This is a genomic window from Cohnella baijiui (genome assembly GCF_020731285.1).
Classification (GTDB): domain Bacteria; phylum Bacillota; class Bacilli; order Paenibacillales; family Paenibacillaceae; genus Cohnella.
Map to the genome: position 1 here is coordinate 1 of NZ_JAJFOW010000009.1, position 25,637 is coordinate 25,637.

The 25,637-nt window shown below is 54.6% G+C and carries 26 protein-coding genes; 5 read left to right on the forward strand and 21 right to left on the reverse strand.

Annotated elements, in window-relative coordinates; genetic code table 11:
- Window positions 1-24: 24 nt before the first annotated feature.
- The 14 genes from LKX83_RS11580 to LKX83_RS11645 form a co-directional block, all read right to left on the reverse strand.
- Complete coding sequence (locus tag LKX83_RS11580; protein WP_227882406.1) at window positions 25-426, reverse strand: MarR family winged helix-turn-helix transcriptional regulator; 402 nt, start codon at window positions 424-426, stop codon at window positions 25-27.
- A gap of 237 nt (window positions 427-663) precedes the next feature.
- On the reverse strand, window positions 664-1,110 hold the full coding sequence (locus LKX83_RS11585) for a VOC family protein (RefSeq protein ID WP_227882407.1): 447 nt from the start codon (window positions 1,108-1,110) through the stop codon (window positions 664-666).
- Between the two features lie 112 nt (window positions 1,111-1,222).
- Window positions 1,223-2,290, reverse strand: a complete 1,068-nt coding sequence (locus LKX83_RS11590; protein ID WP_227882408.1) for a sensor histidine kinase — start codon at window positions 2,288-2,290, stop codon at window positions 1,223-1,225.
- A 4-nt stretch (window positions 2,291-2,294) separates the two neighbouring features.
- Window positions 2,295-3,005: a response regulator transcription factor gene (locus tag LKX83_RS11595; protein WP_227882409.1), complete on the reverse strand. Its 711-nt coding sequence runs from the start codon at window positions 3,003-3,005 to the stop codon at window positions 2,295-2,297.
- Window positions 3,006-3,045: 40 nt separating this feature from the next.
- Window positions 3,046-3,690 (reverse strand): DUF3995 domain-containing protein, encoded by a 645-nt coding sequence (locus tag LKX83_RS11600; RefSeq protein ID WP_227882411.1) that lies wholly within the window; start codon window positions 3,688-3,690, stop codon window positions 3,046-3,048.
- 358 nt (window positions 3,691-4,048) lie between these two features.
- Window positions 4,049-5,443 carry a glycoside hydrolase family 32 protein gene (locus LKX83_RS11605; protein WP_227882412.1) on the reverse strand — a complete coding sequence of 465 codons (1,395 nt, stop codon included), beginning with the start codon at window positions 5,441-5,443 and terminating at the stop codon, window positions 4,049-4,051.
- A 53-nt stretch (window positions 5,444-5,496) separates the two neighbouring features.
- Complete coding sequence (locus LKX83_RS11610) at window positions 5,497-7,257, reverse strand: glycoside hydrolase family 2 protein (RefSeq protein WP_227882413.1); 1,761 nt, start codon at window positions 7,255-7,257, stop codon at window positions 5,497-5,499.
- A 70-nt stretch (window positions 7,258-7,327) separates the two neighbouring features.
- Window positions 7,328-9,409 carry a hypothetical protein gene (locus tag LKX83_RS11615; protein ID WP_227882414.1) on the reverse strand — a complete coding sequence of 694 codons (2,082 nt, stop codon included), beginning with the start codon at window positions 9,407-9,409 and terminating at the stop codon, window positions 7,328-7,330.
- Window positions 9,410-9,437: 28 nt separating this feature from the next.
- Window positions 9,438-11,915: a family 43 glycosylhydrolase gene (locus LKX83_RS11620; RefSeq protein WP_227882415.1), complete on the reverse strand. Its 2,478-nt coding sequence runs from the start codon at window positions 11,913-11,915 to the stop codon at window positions 9,438-9,440.
- A 10-nt stretch (window positions 11,916-11,925) separates the two neighbouring features.
- Complete coding sequence (locus tag LKX83_RS11625) at window positions 11,926-12,765, reverse strand: carbohydrate ABC transporter permease (protein ID WP_227882596.1); 840 nt, start codon at window positions 12,763-12,765, stop codon at window positions 11,926-11,928.
- An 18-nt stretch (window positions 12,766-12,783) separates the two neighbouring features.
- On the reverse strand, window positions 12,784-13,698 hold the full coding sequence (locus LKX83_RS11630; protein ID WP_227882416.1) for a carbohydrate ABC transporter permease: 915 nt from the start codon (window positions 13,696-13,698) through the stop codon (window positions 12,784-12,786).
- A gap of 17 nt (window positions 13,699-13,715) precedes the next feature.
- Window positions 13,716-15,107 (reverse strand): ABC transporter substrate-binding protein, encoded by a 1,392-nt coding sequence (locus LKX83_RS11635; RefSeq protein WP_227882418.1) that lies wholly within the window; start codon window positions 15,105-15,107, stop codon window positions 13,716-13,718.
- Between the two features lie 240 nt (window positions 15,108-15,347).
- Window positions 15,348-16,277, reverse strand: a complete 930-nt coding sequence (locus LKX83_RS11640) for an ArsR/SmtB family transcription factor (protein WP_227882420.1) — start codon at window positions 16,275-16,277, stop codon at window positions 15,348-15,350.
- Between the two features lie 156 nt (window positions 16,278-16,433).
- Complete coding sequence (locus LKX83_RS11645; protein ID WP_227882422.1) at window positions 16,434-16,880, reverse strand: acetyltransferase; 447 nt, start codon at window positions 16,878-16,880, stop codon at window positions 16,434-16,436.
- Between the two features lie 691 nt (window positions 16,881-17,571).
- Between LKX83_RS11645 and LKX83_RS11650 the strand changes: the two genes are divergently transcribed.
- Window positions 17,572-18,018 carry a DUF5946 family protein gene (locus LKX83_RS11650; RefSeq protein ID WP_227882425.1) on the forward strand — a complete coding sequence of 149 codons (447 nt, stop codon included), beginning with the start codon at window positions 17,572-17,574 and terminating at the stop codon, window positions 18,016-18,018.
- A gap of 957 nt (window positions 18,019-18,975) precedes the next feature.
- On the opposite strand, the gene LKX83_RS11655 is transcribed toward LKX83_RS11650, so the two are convergent.
- On the reverse strand, window positions 18,976-19,395 hold the full coding sequence (locus LKX83_RS11655) for a GNAT family N-acetyltransferase (RefSeq protein ID WP_227882426.1): 420 nt from the start codon (window positions 19,393-19,395) through the stop codon (window positions 18,976-18,978).
- 32 nt (window positions 19,396-19,427) lie between these two features.
- Between LKX83_RS11655 and LKX83_RS11660 the strand changes: the two genes are divergently transcribed.
- Entirely contained in the window at window positions 19,428-19,886 is a 459-nt protein-coding gene (locus tag LKX83_RS11660) for a hypothetical protein (RefSeq protein WP_227882428.1), read from the forward strand.
- Window positions 19,887-20,144: 258 nt separating this feature from the next.
- Here the strand turns inward: LKX83_RS11660 and LKX83_RS11665 are convergent, their stop codons facing one another.
- The 3 genes from LKX83_RS11665 to LKX83_RS11675 all read right to left on the reverse strand — a co-directional run bounded on the left by LKX83_RS11665 (window position 20,145) and on the right by LKX83_RS11675 (window position 21,917).
- Window positions 20,145-20,963, reverse strand: coding sequence for a class I SAM-dependent methyltransferase (locus LKX83_RS11665; RefSeq protein ID WP_227882430.1), 819 nt, complete (start codon window positions 20,961-20,963; stop codon window positions 20,145-20,147).
- Between the two features lie 69 nt (window positions 20,964-21,032).
- On the reverse strand, window positions 21,033-21,620 hold the full coding sequence (locus LKX83_RS11670) for a VOC family protein (protein ID WP_227882433.1): 588 nt from the start codon (window positions 21,618-21,620) through the stop codon (window positions 21,033-21,035).
- A gap of 3 nt (window positions 21,621-21,623) precedes the next feature.
- A complete protein-coding gene (locus tag LKX83_RS11675) occupies window positions 21,624-21,917 on the reverse strand; it encodes a pentapeptide repeat-containing protein (protein ID WP_227882435.1) in 294 nt (97 codons plus the stop codon).
- 83 nt (window positions 21,918-22,000) lie between these two features.
- Here LKX83_RS11675 and LKX83_RS11680 point away from each other — a divergent pair, with 83 nt between their 5' ends.
- Both LKX83_RS11680 and LKX83_RS11685 read left to right on the forward strand, forming a co-directional pair.
- On the forward strand, window positions 22,001-22,381 hold the full coding sequence (locus LKX83_RS11680; protein ID WP_227882438.1) for a hypothetical protein: 381 nt from the start codon (window positions 22,001-22,003) through the stop codon (window positions 22,379-22,381).
- 38 nt (window positions 22,382-22,419) lie between these two features.
- Entirely contained in the window at window positions 22,420-22,842 is a 423-nt protein-coding gene (locus LKX83_RS11685) for a cupin domain-containing protein (RefSeq protein ID WP_227882442.1), read from the forward strand.
- Between the two features lie 196 nt (window positions 22,843-23,038).
- Here the strand turns inward: LKX83_RS11685 and LKX83_RS11690 are convergent, their stop codons facing one another.
- Both LKX83_RS11690 and LKX83_RS11695 read right to left on the reverse strand, forming a co-directional pair.
- Window positions 23,039-23,548, reverse strand: a complete 510-nt coding sequence (locus tag LKX83_RS11690) for a GNAT family N-acetyltransferase (protein ID WP_227882444.1) — start codon at window positions 23,546-23,548, stop codon at window positions 23,039-23,041.
- A 371-nt stretch (window positions 23,549-23,919) separates the two neighbouring features.
- The gene (locus LKX83_RS11695) at window positions 23,920-24,408 is read right to left on the reverse strand and encodes a GyrI-like domain-containing protein (RefSeq protein ID WP_227882446.1); all 489 of its coding nucleotides are present in this window, start codon (window positions 24,406-24,408) and stop codon (window positions 23,920-23,922) included.
- 212 nt (window positions 24,409-24,620) lie between these two features.
- Here LKX83_RS11695 and LKX83_RS11700 point away from each other — a divergent pair, with 212 nt between their 5' ends.
- Window positions 24,621-25,169: a GrpB family protein gene (locus LKX83_RS11700; protein WP_227882448.1), complete on the forward strand. Its 549-nt coding sequence runs from the start codon at window positions 24,621-24,623 to the stop codon at window positions 25,167-25,169.
- Window positions 25,170-25,302: 133 nt separating this feature from the next.
- On the opposite strand, the gene LKX83_RS34320 is transcribed toward LKX83_RS11700, so the two are convergent.
- On the reverse strand, window positions 25,303-25,632 hold the full coding sequence (locus tag LKX83_RS34320) for an RNA polymerase sigma factor (protein WP_370639072.1): 330 nt from the start codon (window positions 25,630-25,632) through the stop codon (window positions 25,303-25,305).
- Between the last annotated feature and the right edge of the window lie 5 nt (window positions 25,633-25,637).

Below are 25,637 nucleotides of genomic sequence, written 5' to 3' on the forward strand. Positions count from 1 at the left end.
GCGCTTCATTCAAATATGTCTGATTTAAGGTCTTGACATCGTACCGCTGCTCTCTTGTTCGCTCACATTGCGAAGTACGGTTTTCAACAGGCCCAACAGCACGTCATACTCTTCGTCGGCCATGCCCCTGCGAATTTTGTTTTTGATGCGCCCCAGCGCTTCCTGCACCTTCGGTACCACCTCGCGTCCCTCTTCCGTCAAATACAGCAGGTGATAGCGGTTGTCGGCCGGATCGGCTTCTCTTCGCACGTATCCCTCGGATTCGAGCTTGGCGATCGCCTTGGCCGTCGTGGTCTTGTCGATGAGCAGCTTCTCGTTCAGCGCCTTCTGCGTCATGGGTTCTCCGAACGCGATCGCCATCAGATACATGTACTGGCCGCTTCCGATGCGATAGGGCGCCAGTTCACCTGAGATCAAGACCTGCATATGGCGGTAGATCGCCGAAACGTATTGGCCCAGCGATTCCGTAGCGCTCTTGCCGCTGGGTCTCCAATGCTGACTCAGATCAACCCCTCCTTAAATAGGATGCTATTGCAACTAATTGGAGTGTAAATCGAATAGGATGGTATTGCAACTATTATTTTTCAAAAACTTGTGCCTAACAAAAACACCGCCGCAGCTCGGGGCTACTGTGGCGGTGTTTCTCTTCTTGTATTCTAAGTTTTAAAACCATTCGGCGATGGTGATGGTATTGCCGTCCGGATCCACCACGTCGAAATATTTGGAGCAGGGGGCATTATCGTATCGCTCGCCTACTTGCACGCCTTCCGCTTTTAACTGGGCATAGAAGGATTCGATATCGTCCGTCTTCAATTCGAAGAGCGAGGCAGGCGCTCCGTTGCGGGTAAAATGCAGCGGCGTTCTTTCCGCTTCCTCATGCAAGAAAACATTCGGGCCGTTTTCCCCCAATTGGATGATGGCATTGGCGCCGTCCGCCGTACGGATTGGCTCGCGAACCAATCGGCAGCCCAGATGTTCCGCATACCATTGCGCCGAAATATCCACGTTCTTTACGGGGAAGTTGATGCAGGAAATACCGACGACCCTCTTTACGACCTTCTGCTCGAACGCCTCGCCCAATTTGTTCTTGCCCATGGTCTTCGCCGCCAATTCGAACAACTCCTTCTGCAATTTGTCTTTGGCCCTTCTGAGCCGGCCGACAGCTGCCCGAAAGAGCGGGCCTGCCGGCCTTCCACGCGTCGCATAAGCGGGAGAACAACGCCTAATCTTCGACCGGCGGCAACCGGATCGACAGGAACGTTCCTTCGTTCGGCTTGCTGATCACGCTCAAGTCTCCGCCATGCGCTTCGATAAGCTGCCGGGCAATGGACATGCCCAAGCCCAAGCGTCCGGAAGATGCCGCAGCGCCGCTCGGAACGGGCTTCGCGCTGAACCCCACGCCGTTATCTTCGATTCGAATCTCCGCCGACCGGTCGTGGAGACGGGAAATGCGAACCGAAATTTCGGTCCCTTCCGGATTATGGACGACCGCGTTCACGAGCAAATTGCGAACGGCCCTCGTCAGCAGCTTCGGATCGCAGCAGACGATCAGAGAATCCGGCTCCGCGTCCATCCCGAACGGGTAACCGGCCGCCCAAGGCGCGCTGCCGACATCCGCCACCGTCCGGCGCACCAGTTCGACGAGATCCGTTTCCTCCTTCTTGAGCGGGACCTGCCCTTGCAGCGATTCATTGAGATCGAGGACAAGCTCCTGCAGATGAGCCGCCTTCTGCTGGATGACGGACAGAAACTCCCTCCGCTCCGCATCGCTCCAGCGATACTCCGGGTTCAGCAGCATGGTCGAGTAGCCGGAGATGTAGGTTAACGGCGTCTTCAAATCGTGCGAGATCCCGCGAATCCATTCTTGCTTCGCCCGTTCCGACTGCTGCAGCTCCTTCTTGTTGTTTTCCAGCGTAGCCGCAAGCTTCCCGACGTGCTCGAGCAGCTCCCGGTACACCGCGTACTGAATCTTTAACGTTCCGCCTTTGCGGGAGCGGATCTGATCCCAGCGCTCGGGAAGCTCATATTGGCCGCTTGTCAAACGCCTGATCCAAACCATAATGAAATACACCGGCTTCCCCAAGTACCAGCCGATCAAGAGCAAAGTCAGCAAAAAAAGGACGCCGCACAAAGCCAGCACAAAAATCTCGAAGTGCGCCAGACTGATCTCGTTCGTGGTGGCCTGCGGCCAAAAAAAACGGACCGTTACGATCGCGATCGCTTGAATGATCGCGAACAGGAGCAAAAAAGCCGCCAGCAGCCGCAGCGCTACGCGAAGGATAAAGTTCATGGCCTTATCCTCCCGCAGGCGGCACGAACTTGTACCCGATTCCTCTTAGGGTCACGATCAGCTTCGGGTCGGACGGATCGGCCTCCAGCTTTTTCCGAAGTCTGGAAATATGGATGACGACCGTTTTCTCGTCTCCCTCCACCATCGCGCCCCACACTTGCTCGTATAATTGCTGGGCGGTGAACACCCGGTTCGGATGCCTGCAAAAATAGAGCAGCAGCTCCAGTTCTTTCGCCGGACACGGCATCTCCGTCTCGTTGACGATCAGCTGCCCGGTCGTCCGATTGACCGTAAACGTCCCATAACGGTACAGCTCCTCCGCACCCAAAGCATCCGACGCATACAGAGCGCTCCGCCTCAAATGAGCCTGTATCCGCGCGACGACCTCCATCGGATTGAAAGGCTTGGTAACATAGTCGTCCCCGCCCAAGTACAAGCCCTGCAATTTATCCAAATCGCTGGAACGGGCGGTAAGGAACAATACGGGCGTGTTGACGGTTTTGCGCAATTCCGTGCATAGGGTGAAGCCGTCCATATCCGGCAGCATCACATCCAGCACGATCATGTCGAAGCGCGTCGTTCGCACGGCCATAAGCGCTTCCGCGGCGGTTCCGGCTTTTACGATGCGGGAATAGCCTTCTTTTCGAAGAAGGTTGTCCAGCATGTTCAGAATGCCCGCCTCGTCGTCCACCAGCAAAATCGCTTCATTCCGCACGATGTCGATCCTCCCGTCGAACCATAAACATATCGCTTTCTTAAAACAATACTATAATAGCCCCTACAAACAAAGGCGCCAAGATCGCGACGAAACCGAGGAACAGAACGGCGCTTCGTTTGATAACGGAGGGTGGAATATCGGAGGCTTGCGCATAATGCAAGGCCGTAAGGCCAGCGAGTGCGCCCATGACGATAAACCACGGCTCGTAAAACAGCATATCCCAGAGGAAGAGACGTTGGACATCGACAACCTTCCATCCCTGCAGATGAATCGTCATGAACCCGGACAGACTAAGCGCTTTGGTGATCACTCCGCTGATTCCGTGCGCCATGGCGAAAGCACTGCAGAGAAGGGTAGGGACCAACAGAATGCCGGGCCGGATTTTTCTCCCGCCGATCCGCGGCACCCGCGAAGGAACGACCCTGCTCCAAGGCTTGACGAGCGCGATCAGGACAAAGCCGGCCAACAGGATCAATACGCCGGCGACGTAGCTGGCCATGGAAAATCCTGCGGGGTGTTCGGGCTGGGCCGGCAATCCGATCTTCCCTCCCGCCGCTTGGTAAAATCGAACGAAAACTGCGTATACCATCGCCCAGAGAAACCCGACATAACCCGTCCAAGCGGGTATCGTTCTTAGGGTTGGGGCCTGCTGTCGGCTCGCTGCCGTATTCATGGTTTTCATACTCTCTTCGACCTCCTTTAGTATGATTGCTTCGTCGGCGCCGCGACGGATGCGGAACGCCGCGTTCGAATGGCGTAAGACACGGAAGCCAAGGTGATCACGATCGCCACCCCGAACTCATCCTGATCATAAAAAGCTCCCCTTCCTCATCCGTCATTACCCTAATTGTAGGGCACGAAGGTAAACGGAAGGTTGCCGGCAGGCGAAGTTCATCCTAACTTTCGCGCGCGGGCTGATATCTCCCGCTTCAGATGTCCTGTTGAACGAGAACGTAAAAGAGGACTGTAACGGCCCGCCTCCCGGCAACCTGTTACAGTCCTCAAACCCGCATTCTACGCGGTCTTTCGATGTTTACGCTTCACTGAATCTCGGCCGCCCGCATCTCCCAGATGTCCAGGCTGGCGATCCGAGCCTCGCCGCCGGCCTGCAGCCGGATCCCGAGACTGTCGTCCAAGGATGGATACACCCTTGCCGTCAAGATGGCCGCGTCGTCGGCGAAGCATTCGATGACCGATTGGTCCACGAATACGCGCAGCTTTAGCACTGCCCCCGCCTCTCCCTCCGGCAGCTTGCCGATCACGGACGTTTTGTGAACGCCCGGGAACAAACTCGAATGCGACCGATCGATGGCTATGGTACCCGCCGTGAAATCGAGCCGCACCTCCGTCCGTTCTCGGCCGCATGGCGAGGCCAGCACGGAAACGGCCAATTCGCCGCCGACAGCCGGCCTCTCGATCTCGAGCGCGCACTCGAAGGAGGACGACCGCACGCCCGCATCGAACGGGGCCGATCCGACGCGGACGTTCGCAAAGCTCGCGCGCTCGCCTCGCAACGTCTCGATCTCGGGGATCGGCACGACGGACAGCGTACCGTCCGCCTTCAGATCCACGAGGCGCGGCAGCGCCAGCGCTCCCGTCCACTCCAGCGGCACCGGGAAGCCGTCCCCTCGCCCTTCCGGCATCCAGCCGAGCAGAATGCGGCGGCCGCCTTCGTCCACGAACCCGGTCGACGCATAGAAGCCTTCCCAGCCTCCGTAATCGACCGTTCCCCGGGCGAGCTCTTCCGTCAATCCGCCGGCGTCCCACAAGCCGGATACATATTGAACCGGCCCGTTCGGCGAATACAGCAGCAGGGCCCTGTCACCGAACCGGAACAGGTGGGGGCACTCGCAGAGCGCCGCTTCGCTCCGATGGTAAATCCCGCCGAAGCGCCAATGACCGAGATCCGCGGAATGGTAGATCAGCGCGCAGCCCCGGCCTTCGAGCGTGCCTCCGAGCAGCATGTGCCACTCGTTGCCGCCTGGCTCTTTCCAGACGTAGGGGTCCCTCCATTCCGTGATGCGGAGCTCCCCGTGAATCTCCTCCGTCAGCAGCGGATTGGCGGACGGCTTGCGCCACACCGTGCCGTCGCGGGACGAGGCGATCCACTGCTGCGCGCCGGTCGACGCGTTGCGCTCGCCTTCGCCGACGCTCGTATAGAACAGCGTGATCTCGCCGTCGCTCGGGACCGCGCAGCCCGAATAGCAATGGAGCTCTCCCAGCTCGCGCGAAGGAGCCAGCGCGACGGGCAGTCGGCTCCAGTTGACCAAGTCCCCGCTTTTCGCATGACCCCAATGGATGTCGCCCCATTCCTTGCCGGAAGGGTTGTGCTGGTAGAACAGGTGATACTCGCCGTTCCATACGAAGGGGCCGTTCGGGTCGTTTATCCAGTTGCGATAGGACGTGAAGTGATACCTCGGTCTATACCGATCCATGGCAATCGCTCCTCGGCAGCGTGTTTCCCGTGCTGCCGAAAAAGCGAGTCCGGCTAGCCCAGGTTGATCTCGCGAATTCGCTCGAGCGGAATTTTGGGCACTCGGTCCGCGGTGAGCAGGCCGTTCATCTCCTGCTGAACGTCCGTAATCTGAGTATAGCAGTATCCGCAGATGTACGGCGTTCTTTTAATCGCCTGCGTGATGCGATCGAACCGCTCGATAAACGCTTCCTCCCCCGCGACCTGCTTGCCGTAGCCCCAGCCCAGCTCGGTCTGGAACGCGATGCCGCCGAATTCGCTGACGATGATCGGCTGCCCGCGATAGGCGTACCCTTGCGCCATCGCGAATTTGGCCCGGTTGAAGGCGATCTTGTTGTCCGTAATCGCCTGCTCGTCCGCGTACCGCTCCAGCAAGGCCGCCCCGTCCTCCTCGTAGTCGTGCAGGGTCAGGATGTCGGACACCGTATGCTCCCAGCCGTCGTTGACGATCACGGGCCGATTCGGGTCGATCGTTTTGGTCAAATGGTAGATGCTCTCCGTGAACTGCTGCTGCCGCCGGTTCGTCCGGATGTGCATGAGGCCCCACGATTCGTTGAAGGGCACCCAGGCGACGATGCTCGGATGGTTGTACTGCTGCCGCACGACCGCCAGCCACTCCCGGCTGAAGGCCTCCACGGAGTCGTCGTTGAACTCGAAGACGGCCGGCATTTCCGACCAGACCAGCAGCCCTTTCACGTCGCACCAATAAAGGAACCGGGCGTCCTCGATTTTCATATGCTTGCGGACCCCGTTATAGCCCATGTCGAGAACCAAATCGATATCCTTCAACATCGCCTCCTCCGACGGAGGAGTCAGGTGGCTGTCCAGCCAGTATCCCTGATCCAGGATGAACCGCTGATACAACGGGGCGTTGTTGAGCAGCACCTGCCCGTTCTCGATCGAGATTTTCCGCATGCCGAAATAAGAGAAGACGCGATCGATCTCTTGGCCGTCCCGGCGTAGCACGAATTCGACGTCGTAAAGGTTCGGATGCCGCGGCGACCAGGCCTTCACTTTCCAGGGACCGTTCGCTTCGTGCAGCAGATCCGTATCGAACCTCAGCCAGGCGCGGTCAACGTTGACCCGGAATTGCTTGACCGTCCGGCCCTGGAAGCTGACGCGGGCTTCCAGCTCCAAGCCGGAGCTCGGCAATTCCCCTTCCGTCCGGAACTCGAAGCGCACGGCGTAGTTGTCGAGATCGGGCGTGATTTTCACCGATTGCAGATGAACGTCCGAGACGAATTCCATCCACACGCTTTGCCAGATGCCCGTCGTCTGCACGTAAAAGCATTCGAAGCTGTCGTTTGTCCAGCGCTGCTTGCCCCGAGGCTGCGTGCAGCTCTGGCTGTCTTCCGCCTTCAGGACGATCGCGTTCTCTTCGCCGAATCGCACGTACGGCGTTATATCGAAGGAGAATGCGGCATAGCCGCCTTGATGCTGACCGACGAATCGCCCGTTCACCCACAGCTTGGCCGTATAGTCGACCGCCTGGAAGTGAAGGATGGCTCTGTTGCCCGATGGATGGGCCGGAATGGCCACGGTTCGGCTGTACCACACGTTCGGGTGAAACGCTTCTTCGCCAATGCCGCTGGCTTTGGTCTCGTAAGTAAAAGGCACGACGATCTTCCGATCGCCTTCGAACGTTTCGTACCAACGTTCCGACTCTCCCGCATTGGCGTCGTCGAAGCGGAAATCCCATTCTCCGTTTAATCCGATCCAGGTCTCGCGCACGAATTGCGGTCTCGGATAATCTTTCCTGTACATCTTGGTTGCCATAAGCTGAAAATCACTCCCGTTGTTCTCTGTAAGCAAGGGCCTCCGGCTGGAGGCCCTTGCGACGTCTAGCCTAGCTCGTGCGAATCCATTCGACGTTGTCGATATCCGCCCATTGGCTGGAGCTGTTCATGGAGGCGTAAAACCCGATCGTCGCCCGGCCGCCCGTCACACCGACGCCCGGGATCGTCACCTGCGTCCAAGTCGTCGTCGCCGGAAAGTTCGCGGTAAGCGCGCCGCCTCCGTAATCCTTGACCTCCATGTACGCGGCGTTCTGCCCGCCGCTGCTCCGCAAATAGGCTCTCATTGTATACGTGCCGTTCTGAAGTCCCGTGATCGTCTGGCCGACATAGGCGGTGCCGGGACCGCTCGTGCCCGCGAGACCGACGAAATAATTGCCGCCTCCCGGCGCCCGCGCGATGCCGTCGTTGATGCCGTGGATGAGGATGCGGTTCGGATAATCGTCGCCGTACGTCGTCCAGCCGTTGACGTTCGCGGTCTCGAAGCCCCCATTGTTCGTCAGGTTCGTGTTCAGCGGCGTGCTGGAGGACGTCTTGATCCATTCGACGTTATCGAGGTCAGCCCACTGGCTCGAACCGCTCATGGAAGCGTAAAACCCGATCGTCGCCTGTCCGTTCGTCACCGCCACGCCCGGAATCGTCACCTGCGTCCAGGTCGTCGTGACCGGGAAATTCGCGGTTTGCGCGACGCCCCCGTAATCCTTGACCTCCATATAGGCGGCGTTCTGTCCGCCGCTGCTGCGCATATACGCTCTGAGGGTATAGGTGCCGCTGTCCAATCCGGTGATCGTCTGGCCGACGTAGGCGGTGCCGGGGCCGCTCGTGCCCGCGAGACCGACGAAATAATTGCCGCCTCCCGGCGCCCGCGCGATGCCGTCGTTCGCGCCGTGGATGAGGATGCGGTTCGGATAATCGTCGCCGTACGTCGTCCAGCCGTTGACGTTCGCGGTCTCGAAGCCCCAGTTGTTCGACAGGTTGACGTTAGACGGCGTGCCGGCGTTGCCGAAACGAAGGACGATGCGCGCGGACGGGAAATTCGTGCTCGTCGCGGCGACCGCCTGCGTCGCGTCGCTCGCCAGCAGGGCGTTCCAGTTGGCGTAGGTCGTATCGGATACCGGATAGGGGTTGAACTTGCTGCCCCAGGACGCGCCGTTGTCCGCGCTGATCATCGTGCGCATCGAGGAGTACGCGTCCCCCGTATTGGGGCTGTCCTCGTCCGTCTGGAAGGAGGCCATCAGCCTGCCGTCCCCGAGCTTGACCACGAAGGGAGCGCCGGCTTTCTTGCCCGTCTTCGCCGGCATATAGAGCGTCTGCCGAGCACCCGACCAGTTGTAGCCGTCCGAAGAAATTTTGTAGCGAATGACGAACGGGTACCCGTTTTGGTCGGACGCCTCGAAGACGAGAATGTATCTCCCGTCGCCCATCCGGGTCCATACCGGCATGCCGTCCCGCGAACCCGCGGCCACGCCGTCGCTCACCAGGGTGGCGGAGCCCCATCCGGAGCCGGTCCACGTTTTCATGTACAGATTTTGCTTGCCGGACGCGCCGGTCACGCTGGGGCTGTCATTGGCGTACATGACGGCGATCGTGCTGCCGATCAGGCCGAGATGGGGCTCCCAGACGCCCTTGAATGAATTCGCGGTTTCCGCGGCGATCTGACCGCCCGGCAGATCGCTCCATGCGCTTCCGCCGTTCGTGCTGACGCGCACCTTCAGGTAGGTCGAATACGTGCTGCCGGATTGAACGACGACGCGGTAAGCCAGCCAGATGCTGCCGTCGGCCAACTGGAGCATCTGCCCGTTGGCGCAGTCGCCCGAGGCATCCGCAGCCGCGTCGACCGGCGAGCTCCAGGTCGCGCCGCCGTCGGTGCTGCGAACGACCTTGACCTTGACGCGTCCGCCGTCCGCGTTCGAGTCGAAGGACAGGAGCCAATCGCCGTTGCTCAGCTTGAGCAGCCGCGGATACCAGACGCCTCCGGACGGCGCCGCATAGGCCGTCACGCTGCCGGAGGACCAGGCCATCCCCGTCGTCGCGGCCGAAGCGCGCCCCGCCGGCAGCCATCCCGCGACCACCGTCGCCACAATCGCCGCAAGCGCGACAAAGCGCATCAGGGAAAGTAACGAATTCCTTCTCATCTCGCCATACCCTCTTCCTTCGTCAAGTTTAAGGGAATGCCACCGATACATGAGCGAATGTCCAGGCGGGATCGGACGAGCGGATGCCCACCCTGCCGTGCAAATAAGCGTCGGAATCTTCCGTGGCCATCAGCGGCTCCTTCGCGTCGTTCGCGTAAACCTCGATGCGGCCGCCCTTCACCGCGACGCGCACCTTCGTCGTTTGGCCTGTCGGCGTCTCCAGGTTTGCGGATTCGAGTTCGTCCACCCGTTCGTAATTCACCTTTCGCAAGACCGCCCTGCCGTTGCGGAACGCCAGCTCGTAGCCCTGGAACGCATCCTTGACCTGGTCGGGGAAGTACGATTCGTTCGTGACCCGGAACATCAGCGCTCCCTCGTACAGCGGCTCGTCTTGAGAGCTCGTCAGATCGAGACTGACTTCGTAGTCGGTCCAGCCGTCGCTCCCGACGAACATGCGGGCGTCGTTCCCCTCCATCGGCGTGAAGTATCCGTCCGCTACCGAAGACCAATCCCCGTGCAGGTCGTCCACAACGGAAACCTCTTTCAGCGCATCCGGCACGTTCGCCGGCGACTCCAGGGTCCGGTACAGATCGAAGTAGCGGAGGTCGACCTTCCCCTTTAGCAGCTTGATCTGCATCGTCTGGATTCCCGGCTGGAGAGTCAAAGTCGCAAGCGTGCGCTTGCGCCAACCCGGTTCGTCATCGCTGCGCAGCACGATGCGGCTGCTTTCCTTGCCGATCCGGATTTCCAGCTCCGCATCGCCGTCCGCGGCTTTCAGCACGGCATCCACGTTGTAGGTGCCCGCTTCCCCCACATTCAGCCGATAGATCAGCCAGTCTTTGCGGTTCGCCAGCTGGGCCGAGTAGCTTCCGTCTTCCTCCCGGACGATCGGCACGCCGTCCTGCGGACGGAAGGCCGCTTTCCCGTCCGGGTGCGCGACCTGGTACCCGCGCCCTTTGCCTTCCATGTAGTGGACCGCTTCGACGGTACCCGGCACCGACTTGGCCGCGTCGAAGTCGCCGCTCCCCCCGGCTTCGCCGGAGAAGAAGGTTGCTTCGATGCCCGGCTGCCCGCCGGCGAACGCATACCCGATTTTCCCGCCGAAGGTCGGCGTTTCCGGCAGCCTGATCTTCGTCATGCCGTCGAAGACGACGGAGATGCCGGGATTCGCGGCAGCCACGCGAATCGTATGCAGCTTGCCGAAGTCGAATGACGACGGCAGCTCGGCCGCAGCCAGCGCGCGATCCTGACCGTCTTCGATTCGATGGAGCGAGAGGGCTTTGCTCTTCGTGTCGAGCCTCACATAGTCGTAATTGCGATCGTCCCGATAGGCGAACAGCACCTCGAAGTCCGTGCCGCCCCCTCCGGGAGGCGTGGCGACGAAGTTGTACTCGGCCGTGAATCGGGGCTGCGGGGTCGCCGGTACGCTCAGCCACCGCGTCGCGTCCCCGCTTTTCCCGATCTCCCATTTGGCGCCTTCGTCGCCCGCGCCCGGCCGGTAGGCGAATGCCGGCGGATTCGGAACCGGCTGCTCCTGCAGCGTCGGCCCCGACACCGCCATTTTGCTGCCATTGAACACGAGCCGGTCGATGTTCATCTGCCGCACGGGCGGACCTTCCGCGGATCTGCCGACCAGGTTGTGATAGACGAGGTAGTAGGAATCCAGGTCCGGTCCGAGAACCGTCGAACTGTGGCCGAGTCCGTTGAAGTCCGGCGCGGTCCTTATCAGCATCGGGTTGTTGTCGGGGACGCGATATTCGCCGAGCGGGGAGTCCTCGGCTACGGCGTAGTTGATTCGATAGCCCTTGCTGAACACGTGGTTCCCCGTATAGGTCAAATAATAGAGGCCGTCCCGTTCGATGATCATGGAGCCTTCCGTCCAATGCCCCATAAAGGCGTTCAGCGTCTTGCCGACCGGATCGATCTCCGTCGGGCTCGTCATCCGGTGGCCGACGATTCCCCCGCCGCCGGCATGCGTAAACGTCCATTGTCCGTCATCGTCGATAAAGACGCTTCCGTCGATCGACAGCCCCAGATTGTCGGTCTGCACGGTGAACGGTCCCGTAGGCCGCTCGGCGCGCAGCACGTAATGGCCGTTGCCCGCGGGAGAAGTGTTCATATAGAAATAGCCGTTCCAGTAGACGACCTCCGGCGCGTACGCGCCGGTCGTCAGGGGATCGTCCGCGACGAGCCCCTCGTACTTCCAATGCGCCAGGTCCGTCGAGCTCCAGCTTTTGATGCCGGCCCGGCCGTCCTTCGTGCTGCAGTACAAATAATAGACGCCGTTGTACCGCATGACGAACGGGTCGCCGATGCCGTAGTCCGGCCATTCCTCGTCCAGCGTCATCGGGTTGCGGTACTTTTCCTGCACAGCCGTCTCGGTCACAGGCGCCCCTCCTTCCTTCCCGTTCGCACCGCCCCAAATCCCGAGTCCAAGCCCGACCAGCAGTAAGGCGCACGCGCCTCCGGCGGCGGCTATCCATGCGAATCGTTGGTTCGTCTTCATGTTGCGCCTCCTACCCCTTGATTCCCGTGATGGCCATCGATTCGATGAAATAGCGCTGCGCGAAGAAGAACACGAGGATAACCGGCACGAGCGCGACGATCGACGCCGCCATCATGGACGGGTAGTTGGACGTCGAGATGTAGTTGGACTGCATGCTGGCGATCAGCACCTGGATCGTCTGCCTCTCCGGCGTATGCAGGTAGATAAGCGGACCCAGGAAGTCGTTCCAGATGCCCATGAACCCGAGCGCAGCCTGGGCGGCGATCGCCGGCTTCGCGATGGGAAGGCCGACGGTGACGAACGTGCGGAAATATCCGCAGCCGTCGATCTTGGCGGCGTCGATGAGATCGCTCGGAATCGCGCCTTGCATGAACTGACGAAAGAAAAACACGGTCACGATGTGGCCGAACAGCCCCGGCACGATCAACGGCAGCAGCGTATCGACCCAGCCGATCTCGGAAAAGCCGATGTACTGCGGGATCATGACGACGGAATAAGGAATCATCATCGTCCCGAGCAGCGCCATGAAGATCGATTCCTTGAACCGGAATTCGTACTTGGCGAAGGTGTACGCGGCCATCGCCGCCGTGAAAAGGCCGATGCCCAGCACGAACACCACGATGGTCGCGCTATTGAGAAATCCGTACGCCAGCGGCGCCTTCGACCAGACGTCCACGTAATTGTCCAGCGTCGCCGGCTTCGGAATCCATTGGGGCGGCACGTCGAACACGTGCTGCTGCGTCTTCAACGACGTTGACACGGTCCAGACGAACGGCGCCAGCATCAGGAAGGAACCTGCCGTCAGCAGCGCATAGACGATCCCCCTGACGATTCGATCTTGCTTGGTCATCATGGCGAAGACACTTCCTTAGTCTTGATAAACCCAGCGCTTGGAAAAGCGGAATTGAATGAGCGTCACGATGAAGATCAGAACGCCGAGCGCCCACGCTACGGCGCTTGCGTAGCCCATCCGGAAATACTTGAAGGCTTCTTGGAAAATGTAGTACACGATGGTCGCCCCGCTGTACTCCGGCCCGCCGTCGGTAGCCATGATGTACATTTGGCTGAAAGACTGGAACGTGCCGATCACGCCCATCACGATGACGAAGAAATGGATCGGCGACAGCAGCGGCAGCGTAATGCTGCGGAACTTCGCCCAACGGCCGGCTCCATCCACCTCGGCCGCTTCGTAATACGTGGTGGAGATGCCCTGCAAGCCCGCCAAATAGAGTACCATCGTGCCGCCGACGCCCCCCCACAGCCCCATCAGAATGAAGGAGGGCTTCACCCAATTCGGATCTCCGAGCCAATTGGGGCCCTGCACGCCGAACAACTGCCAGATCCACTCGTTGATGATCCCGTAATCATAGTTCAGCATCCACTGCCACAGGAGGGATACCGCGATGATCGGGGAAATGACGGGAATGTAATACGCCGTGCGGAACAGTGAAATCCCTTTGAGCGGACGGTTCATCATGACGGCCAGCAGCAGCGAGACGATCATCCCGAGCGGGATGCCGATCATGAGATAAGCCGTGTTGAACAAAGCTTTGTAAAACTTTTCGTCCGCGAACATTTCGCGGAAATTGGCGAGCCCGACGCCGGTCGGCGACGTCAGAATGTCCCACTCCATCGTGCTGAGCCTGAGCGAGTAGAGGAGCGGCGCCAATCCGAAGATCAAGAACCCGATGACGGGCGGCGCGATGAAGAGGTAGCACCACATTGCTTCTTTCCGTTTAAAGCCGGTCACCGGTTTGGCTGTCGAAGCCCCATTGTTTGCCATAGGATCACCTTGGTGATTTATTTGTTGCCGTCGTCGTACAGCTTCTGAAGCTTCGGCTGCATCTCCTTGGCCCAGTCGGCCGCCGTCATCTTGCCGGTCCAGACGCGACTGGCTTCCTGCCACATCGTGTCGATCCACTTCGTGTTCTTGGAGCCGTATTCGATCGTCGGACGGCCGTAATCTTCGATGATGTCGAGGAACACCTGACGGTTCTTCGGCGCTTTATCCATCTGCAGGAATTCGCCTTTGGCCATGTCGATCAGATTCGGCACCGCCTGGCCGAGCGTATAATTTTCCTTTTGCGAATCGCGGTCGACGCTGAGGAACGCGGCGAGATTGTACGCGTCTTCCGGGTGCTTCGTATCCTTGGAGACGACGAACCCGAGCGAGCCGAGCCAGGTTGCCGTCTTGCCCGTTTTCGGACTGGCCGGCCACGCGGCGATGTCCCAGTTGAACGGCAGCTTCCAGAAAGCCGGCTGATCCCACGGCCCCATCGGGAACATAGCGACCTTGCCTGCGATGAACCGCGAGTAGCCGTTCTGCGCCTTCTCGTCGTCCGCCGACGGGCTTACGTGGTACTTCAATTTCAGATCCGCCACGAACTGCATCGCTTCTGCGAATTCTGGCGTATCGATCGTCACCTTGCCCGTGCTGTAGTCGATGAAGTCCGCGCCGTTCGCCCATACAGCCGATTCCAGCGTATAGGCGCCCACGCCGAATTGATCGATCTTGCCCCTGGCGTTTTTGACGGTCAGCTTCTGGGCGTCGGCGATCATATTGTCCCAGGTGTATTCGCCGGCCTTGGCGCTCGGGTAAGCGAGACCGGCTTTGTCGAACAGATCCTTGTTGTAGACGAACGCCCACGGCCCTACGTCTTTGGGCAGTCCGTACAGATCGCCGGAGCCGACCTGCTTGCCGTCGAAGCGGTAGCGGTCGAGCGCCTGCTTCCACACGTTGTTCGCATCCAGCGCATTGCTCGATTCGAGCATCGGCTGCAGGTTCAGCAGAATGCCGCTGCTGACGAATTTGTTGAATTGGGCGCCGCCGGCGTAGAACACGTCGGGCGCCTTCTTCGCCGCGATCAACGTATCGAGCTTCTGATAATACTCGCCGGGTGGAACGACCGTATATTTGACTTTTTTGTTCGGATATTTCTTCATGTAGGAATCGACCAGTTTCTGAAAGACGGCTTTCTCGGTGTCGCCGCCCCAGCCCATGAATTCGATTTGCGATTTCTCGTTGTCCGCGGAAGCTTGCGAGGTAGCCGATGGAGCAGCGGTGCCGGACGGGGACGCCGAGCCGCTCGGCGAGGATTCGGAATTGCTCTTGCCGCAGCCGGCCAGAACGACGAACGAGCTCAACAGGATCGCGGCCGACCCTTTCCACCATTTCTTTTTCCCCAAAGCCATGTTTACACCCCTCATGTAATGATGAAGATCAAGTGCCAATTGCCGGTCGATGCTGCCTTGCGAAGCGCAGCTCACCTCGCTTCCGGTAGTTAATTATTTCATTTTTGTTATTTACGTCCCGATTATATGAAACAAAATGAACAATTGTCAACGCTTTCTTCTACATTATTTGAATCATTCGAGAAAAAATGGGGTTCAATTCTTATTGTTTCAAAAAGAATGGAATGAACTCCGAAGAATTCATTCCACTAAATATTGAATGTTCATCGTAATCGATTGATCGTGATCGCCGAAGCCGCGGCCGAACAAGTTGACGCCGCCTTTGTGCGCGGCATCGGGCTTGATGCCTATACGGAGGGAAATGAACGGGGAGGACTCCAGCCCTAACTCGGCCAGCGTGATGCCGGATACGCGCTCATTATCCAGCGTGCTTCGCTGATCGTCGACACGGAACGACTTCAGGATGCCGTACTGCGTGCTGGTGTCGTTCCACCAGGGCGGATTGTACTTGCCGCGGTGGTCTCCGAAGTCGCCAGGCGACTTCCACGTCCCGACCTCGACACCGTTGACCCAGAAGGTGATGTCCGAAGGCCAATCATTGTTGTAGTTGGGTGCTTCCGAGCACAGCTCCATCTTGAACTCGATCGATTGAATGCGGGCGTTCACCGGCAGCACCTTCGGAAACCGGTACTGGATCCAGCCTTGGCGGAACCAGATGATTTCGGCGGTTTTGCATTCGGGGTGATAGAAACTGGACGGGTCATCCTCCGGGATGATCATCCGCTGCGGATTCGCCATCCCGCAGGTGGGGTAAACCTCGAAATCGCTAAAATGGCCGATCGGCATTTCAATAAAGTAGGTTTGGTTCGGATTGCGATAGCCGGCGATCGGATTCAGGATCATGTGCACGTCGTCGAAGTTGCGTCTGCACACCTTCATGGCGCCGCGGCTGGCCGGCTGAAGCTCCGTCAGGATAAGCGCCGTGTCCTCCAGCACCTTGATGTTGGTGGCCGCGGTCGACACCGGAATTTGGAGCAGGTCGGCGATCTCGATGACGTTTAATTTGTAATGTTTCAACAACAGCTTGATGATGCTCAGCCGCGTCGGAGAGGACAGCGCGTGCGCAACCTTCGCCAACTCCTCGGGCTCGTTAATTGATAGCTCCAGCAAGGATGAACCCTTCCTTTTGTACAGGAATCGTGCCTCATCTCATTGTACCTATCCGGCCCTTGGTTTGTCTAACCGAATCGAGAAATGCTTCGACATTCCTGCAATCGTTCTGCCACGCAACCGCCCGTAACAGCCCTCCGGCTTGCGTCGCACGGCCTACGACTGGTATTCAAGGTGAAGCAAAGGAAAAGGCTTGCCCGAGCCGTCCAATTCCGACCGCCCGATCTGCACGAAGCCAAACCTTTTGTAGAATGCGCATGCCCCGTCGTTTTGCTCGTTGACATCCACTTGAATCGTGCTGCCCTTTAATTGCTGGGCATGCTTGATCAAACGACTACCGATTCCCCTGCCGTGGGATTCCGGGTCTACGAATAGCATTTCGATCTTGGTGCCGACCAGCCCGATGAACCCCGTCGGCTCCTGCTTTTCATTCCTGGCCACCCAAATTTCCACTTCTCTCAAAGCCCCGTTCTGCACGATCTCCCGGTAAAATTGGATGTCCGCATCCGTCAAAAAGGTATGGGTAAGCCGAACGGCCCGGTACCAAATATCGACCAATCGATCGTGATCCCTTTCCTCATAGGGAGAAATTTCGTTCAACATGCTTGCTACCTCCATTCTCGTAACCTTGCAGCGCTACAAGCATTATACACAAACAGCCGCCTAGGACGCCCGCTCGCCCGTATTTTCGGGTTCCAGGAACGATGCTGCGAAAGCGGCAGACCGGCACCTCTTGCTGCGTGCGAATCGATCCCCCTCACAGTGTGCGAATCGATCCCCCTTGCCACGTGCGAATCACGTGCGATGTATATGAAAAATCATATAGATCTCGCCGAAAATAGCGGGAAATGAACGAATCTATTCGAAAAATCATATAGATTTGATAATTTCACGCGAATTTCGACGATTCTATTCGAAATATCGCATAGAATAGAGATGATCGAAACTGGTTCAGCTCCTCACAACTGGGACCAGGACTTCATAGGAAGAACGGTTCTGTCGGCGAGCATCGCCATCTGGATCTTCTACCGCCGGCACGAACAGCCCAACTGATGTTGGGCTGGCCGTTTCGATTCGTGTAGTTCTATATGAAAAATCAAATAGAACGGACCCAAAACGCACATATTCGCAGCTTTTTATATGAAAAATCATATAGAATCCGACCGATCGGCGGCGGACACGGCTATTTTATTCGAAAAATCATACAGAATGGCACAACAACGTGTCCATCTTCATTTTGACTCTAACGCAGCGTAATACATTATCTTGTTCTATATGGAGGTGGATCATTCCAATGGCGGATATGATCACGATAATGGAGTCCGGAAAATGCATGGAATGCGGAGCGAAGGAAATCGACGGGTTGTCCTGCTTCGAACTATTCGGCTACCCCCTTGTTTGGGAGCATCAGGCTCCTGAATTATATGCATTGCACTTTTGGCTTGTTTCTTGTTATATGATTCAGCACCCTTCCCATTATACGCAGGAAGGTTATCGTCTACTGGTTCAATTGTTTACGGAAGCTTACGATCATGGCTGGAACAATTCCGAAATCCAGAAGAGAAACAGAGAGGTGGTCGGCCAAATAGGTAAAATTGCAAATCCTCTCGCAAGTAAAGACAGAAACAGAAGCCTTAAATACTGGTCCATGACGATCGAGGATCTTTACCTGGGCGGCGAAGAACATGCCATCGCTAATCTATTGAAATGGAGAGATCGGATACGAAGCGAAATAAAATAGGCCCGCTCCTGCCGATAATGAAGTATAGTTACTTCATTTCTAATCAATGGGGAAATCAATATGCGATCAAATCGGCTAATAATAAATCTCTCCTATTTCTTCTTAGTTCTTTGGTGGTTTGTTTACTGGGCTTGCAAAAATTACTTCATCATTTTCTACCCTCCTATTTTCTTTTTCATCTTTGGCTCTTTCATCTTATTCTTTTGTTTCTCTTTTCTACTGTTTATGCGAAGTACCAAATGGTTCTCCGAAGCAAGAATCGTCGCCTGCCTGCTACTTATACCCATAATTTGGTTTTTTACGGGGGATCTGTTAGTTGAGCAAGCCAAACTTAGAATTATCCCTCCGAATCAGGCCGCTGTACAAGCCTTCATCCACAGGGGCGCTGGTACTGGAGTAGAAAAAGCAAACATCGATATGTCTAAACCATTCGTTTTCTATCACCGATCATCTCGTCATCTGGAAGTTCATATTCATTTTCAATCTGATCACTTTATTTATTGGTTTTTTCATAAGGATCCAGTTTATGAGAATCTGGCGCCCCCCGCTCCTGAATCATTAGTTAAGTATCTTCGAATGTACTTTGTATTTCCTGAACAAATGTCGTCTGTCACATTAATCCCTAAACAAATCACTTTATATGGGTACTGGAATGATACATTAGTCGTCAAAAATCAATTCACTCTGTCTGATGGTAATTATAAAATGGTACCGCCCGATCAACCGTTAAATGTAATTGTTCAAGACGGAAATTGGTACTTGGAATATACGATAAACAGCAGTAGCCATCGAATTTTCATCACCTACGAAAAGAGCAGCCCCAACTTTAAGCGAAATTCCTGGAAACCATTGGATTAATGACCGACTTCGCCTGTGCGAGTACAATTAAATCTGTCTCCGCCGCCCAAGTTAAACCGCTCCAATCGCCACCTACGCAAGAGAACAGACATTTCAGCCTTATTCGAATGCCAAAACCCAATACTTCTCCCCAGGGCTGCCTTCTTCCACAACCTTTTTCCACCCATGATTCAAATAGAATTGCAAGGCCCTCCGATTTTCCGATACACACTTGAGTCTAATCGGTTTGTTCATTTTTTCGATCGCACGGTTTAGTAACAAGGCCCCCACACCTTTGCCGGTGTCATTAGGATGTACGAACAAATGATGAATAAAAGACTCTGGCAAGTATAAAGAGGCATACCCAAGAATATGGAAGTTATCCTCTGCTAAGATGATGCTTTCTCCTATGGTCTCCCGATCGAAATCTTCTAACGTCATTTCTTCCGTATTCGCCCAATGAAAGTTTTGAGCCCGCGATTCGAGAAATATCTTTCTCAACTCCGGGTAGTCTTTTTCGCTTGCTTCCCTAATCATCATCGCTTTCCTCCATCTGAGGAATCGAGGGACGGATGCCCGTTGAAAAACCTTGCGTGTCCTTTTTCGAAGCTTGGTTTTCTCGGATTCCCCTGAATATTTTCAATCATATCGTACAAGCCATAGATCCTATCGTACATTCGGCTCCTCGTGATGACCAAAGGCAGCGTCCGGAGTCCGATTTTATTCAGATAGAAAAGCCTGGGTTCGAGATGGCTGACGATGGGGCCGGCGATATTGAACTCATGCGCGTCTACGGACTGCCGAAGGCTCTTGATAAAGGAGAACATTTCGTGTATCGGCAACTTGCCGGCCTCAGCCAGCGTATGGCCGGAAATGCGAATATTGGACACACCCCTACTCATCCTGGTTCCCAGGCACGCCGGGCAGCCCGAATATCTGGAAAAAAACGAGATCATCCTCAGATTGCCTTTGCTGGTCGTGCGCGCGTCGATCATCTGTTCCGGCCCATAAGAGGACTGCGCCGTTCTTGAGCGACAGTTCAGGTGCTATCATGCGCCCGGGGTCGATCTCGGCCGGCGCAACGGTGCCGCCGCACTCGGCACAAGAGCCATAGGAACCGGCGCTCCTCGTCTCTGCAATGCTACCGTAAAGCACGCCAGATACTCCGACACAGTCATCATGACGCCGACAAGGGCGCCTGGACGTTTGGGGTTGAACGGTTTTACCGGAATATTTGTGCGATACATGGGCTACCGCCCTCATTCGTATCGTTTCACGATGAAAACCCATTATCTCCATTGTTCATCTTTTCGACGGGCGACATAGAGAATAGCGCCCCAGTGGCGGCGAACCGACTTTTCAGGACGACGATTAAGGCGAGCTCGGATTTCGTTGAAAAGTTTATCACGCTTACGTTCGTCCATAAGGATGTGCCCGGAGAAGGTTTCTAGGAGTTGAATGTACTCGTCGACATGATAGATGCGCTCCCAATCGAAATGTCGTATGTGAACAACCTCAAACAGGCCGCTTTTCTCAATCTCATCTCTTTGCTCGTTAAGTTCCCCTGGTCGCGGCCAATCGTTGTTTTCTACCGATTTACCTTCACCGATCTCATGGTAAACGGTTTGAATTTCGCGGAAGAATGGATCTCCACCGTCTGGAAAAACGTGATCTGCGTTCCAAAATGCCAGGTGTCCGCCGGGACGAAGAACCCGCCAAGCTTTCATGTACCGAACTTCGGGGTCAACCCATTTCCAAGCGGTTGCAGCAAACACCAAAGAAAACCCATTCCCATCCTCACCTTGCCAGTCTTCGAAGCTCTCGTTGACGATGTCAACGTCCATTCCGACAAGGTTATGGCGGGCAGCTGCAGCGAGCTCAGCACCAAGTTCTACGCACGTAATGCTAAATCCGCGCTTGGCTAACGGGAGAGTAGCCTTTCCTGTAGCACACCCCACTTCCAACAAACGATCGCCTGGATTCAAATTTGTCGCGTGGATTAAATCATCGAACAATTCTTCCGGGTAATCCGGGCGCGCCTGCTGATAAATATTAGCGGCTTGTTCAAATGACGCGCGCAATTTATTATGATCATTCTTCGCGTTCATAGTAACCCCTTTCGCGGTCTGCAACTTATTGAATGATCGGTTACAACCAGTCACCATTGAACAATCGGCTCAAGAGCCCCGAATTTCCGAGAGGATGGAACTGAGAAACTTCTGCTGTTCCATACTCGCTTTGTCGCATAGGCCACTTAGCAATTGATCTTCATGCTCGGTCAGATCCCGTTTGAGTGTTGAACTCATTCTTTGTTTCAAGTCAAAGTACACGCCTCTTTCTTCGACCGCCCGAATATAGTGCCCGTCCGGATCATAAAAGGTGAAATAACCGAAATCATTCTTAAATACAGGTTCTTGGTCAATATGAGCTCCAGCTTGTTTGATCCGTTCATGCAGTGCAAGCAAATCATTCGTTAGCAGCTCGACCATCGTCACATGCCCCGTACTGTTTGTGATAAAGAATGATCGAGGAAATACAAACTTCAATGGCGTGACATCTTCCGGCTTGGTTTCCATCAAAAAAATACCCGGACCGTTTCCATTTTTCAATGCGACATGAGCTTCTCCAAACTGAAAATCTGCCGAAACCAAATCAAATCCTAACACATTGCAATAGAAATCTACCGACTTTTCCAAATTCGTTACCGGAAATCTCATGCAGCAATAACCGATCACGTCCGCATCATTCGTTTTTTTGCTCAACATATTTTACATCCTCCTTTTTAAATGTTGATAGCTTTTTAAAAGGTCTTCAACTGTTATCCCATTTATCTTCATCCCTATGAGTTCGCAATCCAGTATCTCCACATCTCTAAGGTCGCAGTTTGAAATCCGGCTCCCCCTAAGTTCACAATTCTCAAATCTTATCGGCTGACCTTCAGTTTCCAGATTGTAATGAAGGTCTCCTTTTTTAGGGATACTGACGTTATGTATGTAAGCTCCACCCATTTGAGCTCCGTCAATTTCAAGTCTACTTAAGTTTGCATTTGTTTCTTGCTTCACCTTGTTCTCCTCCTTGTATTCACCGCTCTATATTATTAGATGCCTGGAGAGGATCCCTCCTTTTATCAATGAGTCTCTAATACATGGATGCCGCTGAATACAAATATCTATCGAATTTGCATAATTACCTGGTGAATGAAACACCCCAGAGTGGCGCAAGTGGGCACCATGATATCATTATAGCCTCACTTGTACTTGTATTTTGCAAGTACGTGTTATATATTTACATTATGAAAAAGCGAGAATCTTCTGTTTGTCCATTGTATATTCGCTCGATATCTGGGGAGATTCATGGAGCCTTGATGGCTTTAAGCTTGTTTCCCGTGGTTTTGTTGATTATGAATTGGGGGCTGAAGTACAACCCCAACACGGACATGAGCATTCCCATTATGCAGGAATTGCGGACTGATGAAAGTAAATTACACGGACGTTTGCTGAAGCAGATTAACGATGTTACCCATTAAGCGAGTAAGAATATGATCCAAATTGGAGGAACGATGGAATGAATGGAACGAATTTTAGCGTTGTGGAAGCCGGTTCTTTTAGCAGTATTCTGAGCGTGACGGAGGGTCCTTCCGCAGGCAAGTACTTTTTGAAAGACAAGCTTGGATTAACTGGCATGGAAGTCTCTCTTAACCAGCTGCCACAAGGGGCGTCGGTTCCGTTCTACCACACCCATCGCGAGAATGAGGAGCTCTACCTTTTCATTGGCGGCCGAGGCCAGCTGCAGGTGGATGGACAGATTATAGAAGTCAAGGAAGGGACATCAGTCCGCGTAGGGCCTGAAGGAGAACGCACGATCCGAAATAACGGAACTGGGGATTTGTATTTTATCGTTATTCAAGTCCAGGCAGGCAGTCTCCGCCAATGGGTGATGACGGATGGTGTCATTCTGGACAAACCGGTGACCTGGCCAGAATCGTGAATGGGGAGCAACCTATTGAACGTGAACGTCCAAAAGGGCCTCAACAGCCCCCTTCCCGGCAACCCGTCGAAGCCAAAACCCGTGTCCGACACGGGCTCTCAGCTCTGGGTTGTAGGCGGGTGGGGGGCTATTTGCAAGTTGTTGAATGGTTGTTGGTAGGCAGTTTGTAAACCGGTTCACTCCCGTGTGTTCGATATCATGGAACCGGAATTTCTTTTTCCATCACAAAATCATCCATTACGAAATCATTTCCGATATCCGAAATTTGTTCCCGTATGGTCCGAAAGCCTTTTTTCTCATATACCGCTATACTGGATTCGTTGTGCCGATTGACCGTAAGCCAAATATGGCTTAAGTTTCGGTCTTTGCAAAGCTGCTCTAGGAATATCATTGCTTGGCTGGCATAACCGTGCCCCCGGTGCTCCTTGCCTATATAAAACTTGCTCAGGAAGAGCTTCTCCTCTTCTTGTCTGACCGACATATACCCTACAGTGGAGGAGTCATCGTGATGAATGAAGTAATATTCGTAGCCCTGATGATGAATCTGATCCGTAATCGCTGGAACTGATTGATATTTCCCTATCATATACTCAATCTGCTCGATTGTAATAATGGATACGTAATATTCTCGCCATATCTCAGCCGCTAATCGAGCAACCTCTGCGATTTCTTTCACTGTATTCACGTGCGCAAACTTGAGCTTCATGACATGTGCCAGCCTTTCTCAATCTCTTGGGTTACCTTGCAACTACAATATCATAAATTTCAGCAGCAAGTCAGAAAGTAATCGAACCATGACCAAAAACCGGACTAACGATTCAACTAGAGTTTGCTCCAGGACAGATAAACACATATAACTGCTAACGCGAAAAAGATGACAGATATTAGGGTATTTCTATGCTTTTCCCTCTTCCCTTGTCGCGACCGAATTCTCGCTATACGGAATCGTGCACACCCCCGAGTCATCCACCTTTGGCTGGGTCAAGCCGAACGGATCGCCAATAAAGGCCAAGTCAAGCAAGGCAGCACCCGGAAGGCTGGATGGGTCGAGTTAAGATCATCGAACTAGAAACGACCTCATTTCTTTCGAACGGGAAAACAAATATCCGTAACTGAGTCCTCAGACTCGGGACCATGGTTTCTTTCATCGTAGATCTCGATATTATATGACCCCGCAAGCTCATATCCGCTTTGTTTTAACCACGTGGAATATAAGTAAGCGTGCACAGCCCCCGCATTTTCAAACGACCCCTTGAATGTAAATAAAACATAGGTATGGGCTGGAATCTCTCTGACCACCATTCCTTTCGGAATATCCCCATTTGAAGAAACCTCTACCCCAATAAAGAATTCAAAAGGGTCTGTTTCAGGATCGTACTCCTCAGGGTCCGTACAAAGGCCAAAAACCTCCCTTTCGTTTATGCAATTTATTACTTCCGCTTTTCTTTCCATAAATTCCGCCGATAGCTTGAGGGTAGTCCGATTCTGCTGCACATCATAGAGTGTTACTTTAGTGGCTAGACCGACTAATCTCATTGCCGGTTTCTGAATAATCGTTGATTCCATATTCAACCTCCAAGCTGATGTGATATTCCTGGTAATATTCGGTATTGGGAACAAGAGTCCTTTTTGTTGAGTCTCCTTTTCAATAAACTTCCAAGTGTCTTGCCCGCTTGGGAAATTAAAGGGAGATCATAATTGACAGGACGGAAATCAAATGGTATTTTCCATTAACGTCCTGTTTAGTAAACCTGAAATAGAAAAGGGAGGGTGAATCAATGGACGCTCAAAATCATTATTTAGTCCACGTTATTCCTTACAGGTCCGATTGGTCTCTGGAATTTGAGAAAGAGAAAGAGCGATTGCTTGGAATTCTGGCTCCACACGTCGTTGCCATTGAACATACCGGCAGTACTTCAATACCTAACCAAGAAGCAAAACCGATCATCGATATCTTCGCTGCCGTTCATACCTTGCTTAATGAGCAGGTCTATGAGAACTTGCTTATTCATTCAGGCTATCGCTATATTGAAACTGGCATGACCGGGCGGCACTTTTTTGCAAAAGAATATGCAGGAGCGCGTACGCATCATTTGCATATCCTGCCGCTTGAAGGATTTTACGAAAGAAAAGAATTCCTATTTCGCGACTACCTTCGAGCTCACCCTGAGTTCGTAAAGGAATACGGTGAACTTAAACGTATGTTGGCTGAACAATATGATTCAGACCCTGACGGTTACACACGAGCAAAAACGGCCTTTATCCAACGTGTTGATGATTTAGCGCGAACAGAACGGGGACTCCCTCTTCAAAACGTATGGGAGTAGTATTTTGCAACCTGGAATTAAGTCCTTTCAATGCACGACGTCATACTTGTTTCCGTCAGGATCGTATAGCAGAAAGCCGCGAATGCCGCCGTCGAAAATGTCCTCATACCACTCGTGGGGCGCTCCAAGCCGCTTACCGGTACGAATATCCCAACGCCGTAAAAAGGCGATCCGCTTTGGATTTTGGCATTGCCTCCGTGTTCTCATCTACCTCAACCAGCAAGTGAAATTGTCTGTCCGACGCCTTCTTTAGCCGTTTCCGTGCACGGTGCAATGCAGCTTTAACCGCCGTTGCAGGCTGCCCCAACGCGCTCGCCGTTTCAGTCGGCGTGAATCCGAAGACGTCCGTCAGCACGATGAGCGCAACCTGCCTTGGCTCGAGCGCGTCCATAAGCAATTCCAGCGATTCACGGACGTCATACCGGCTCCAATCCGCATAGGACAGGTTACCATGGTCGGCCAGATTAC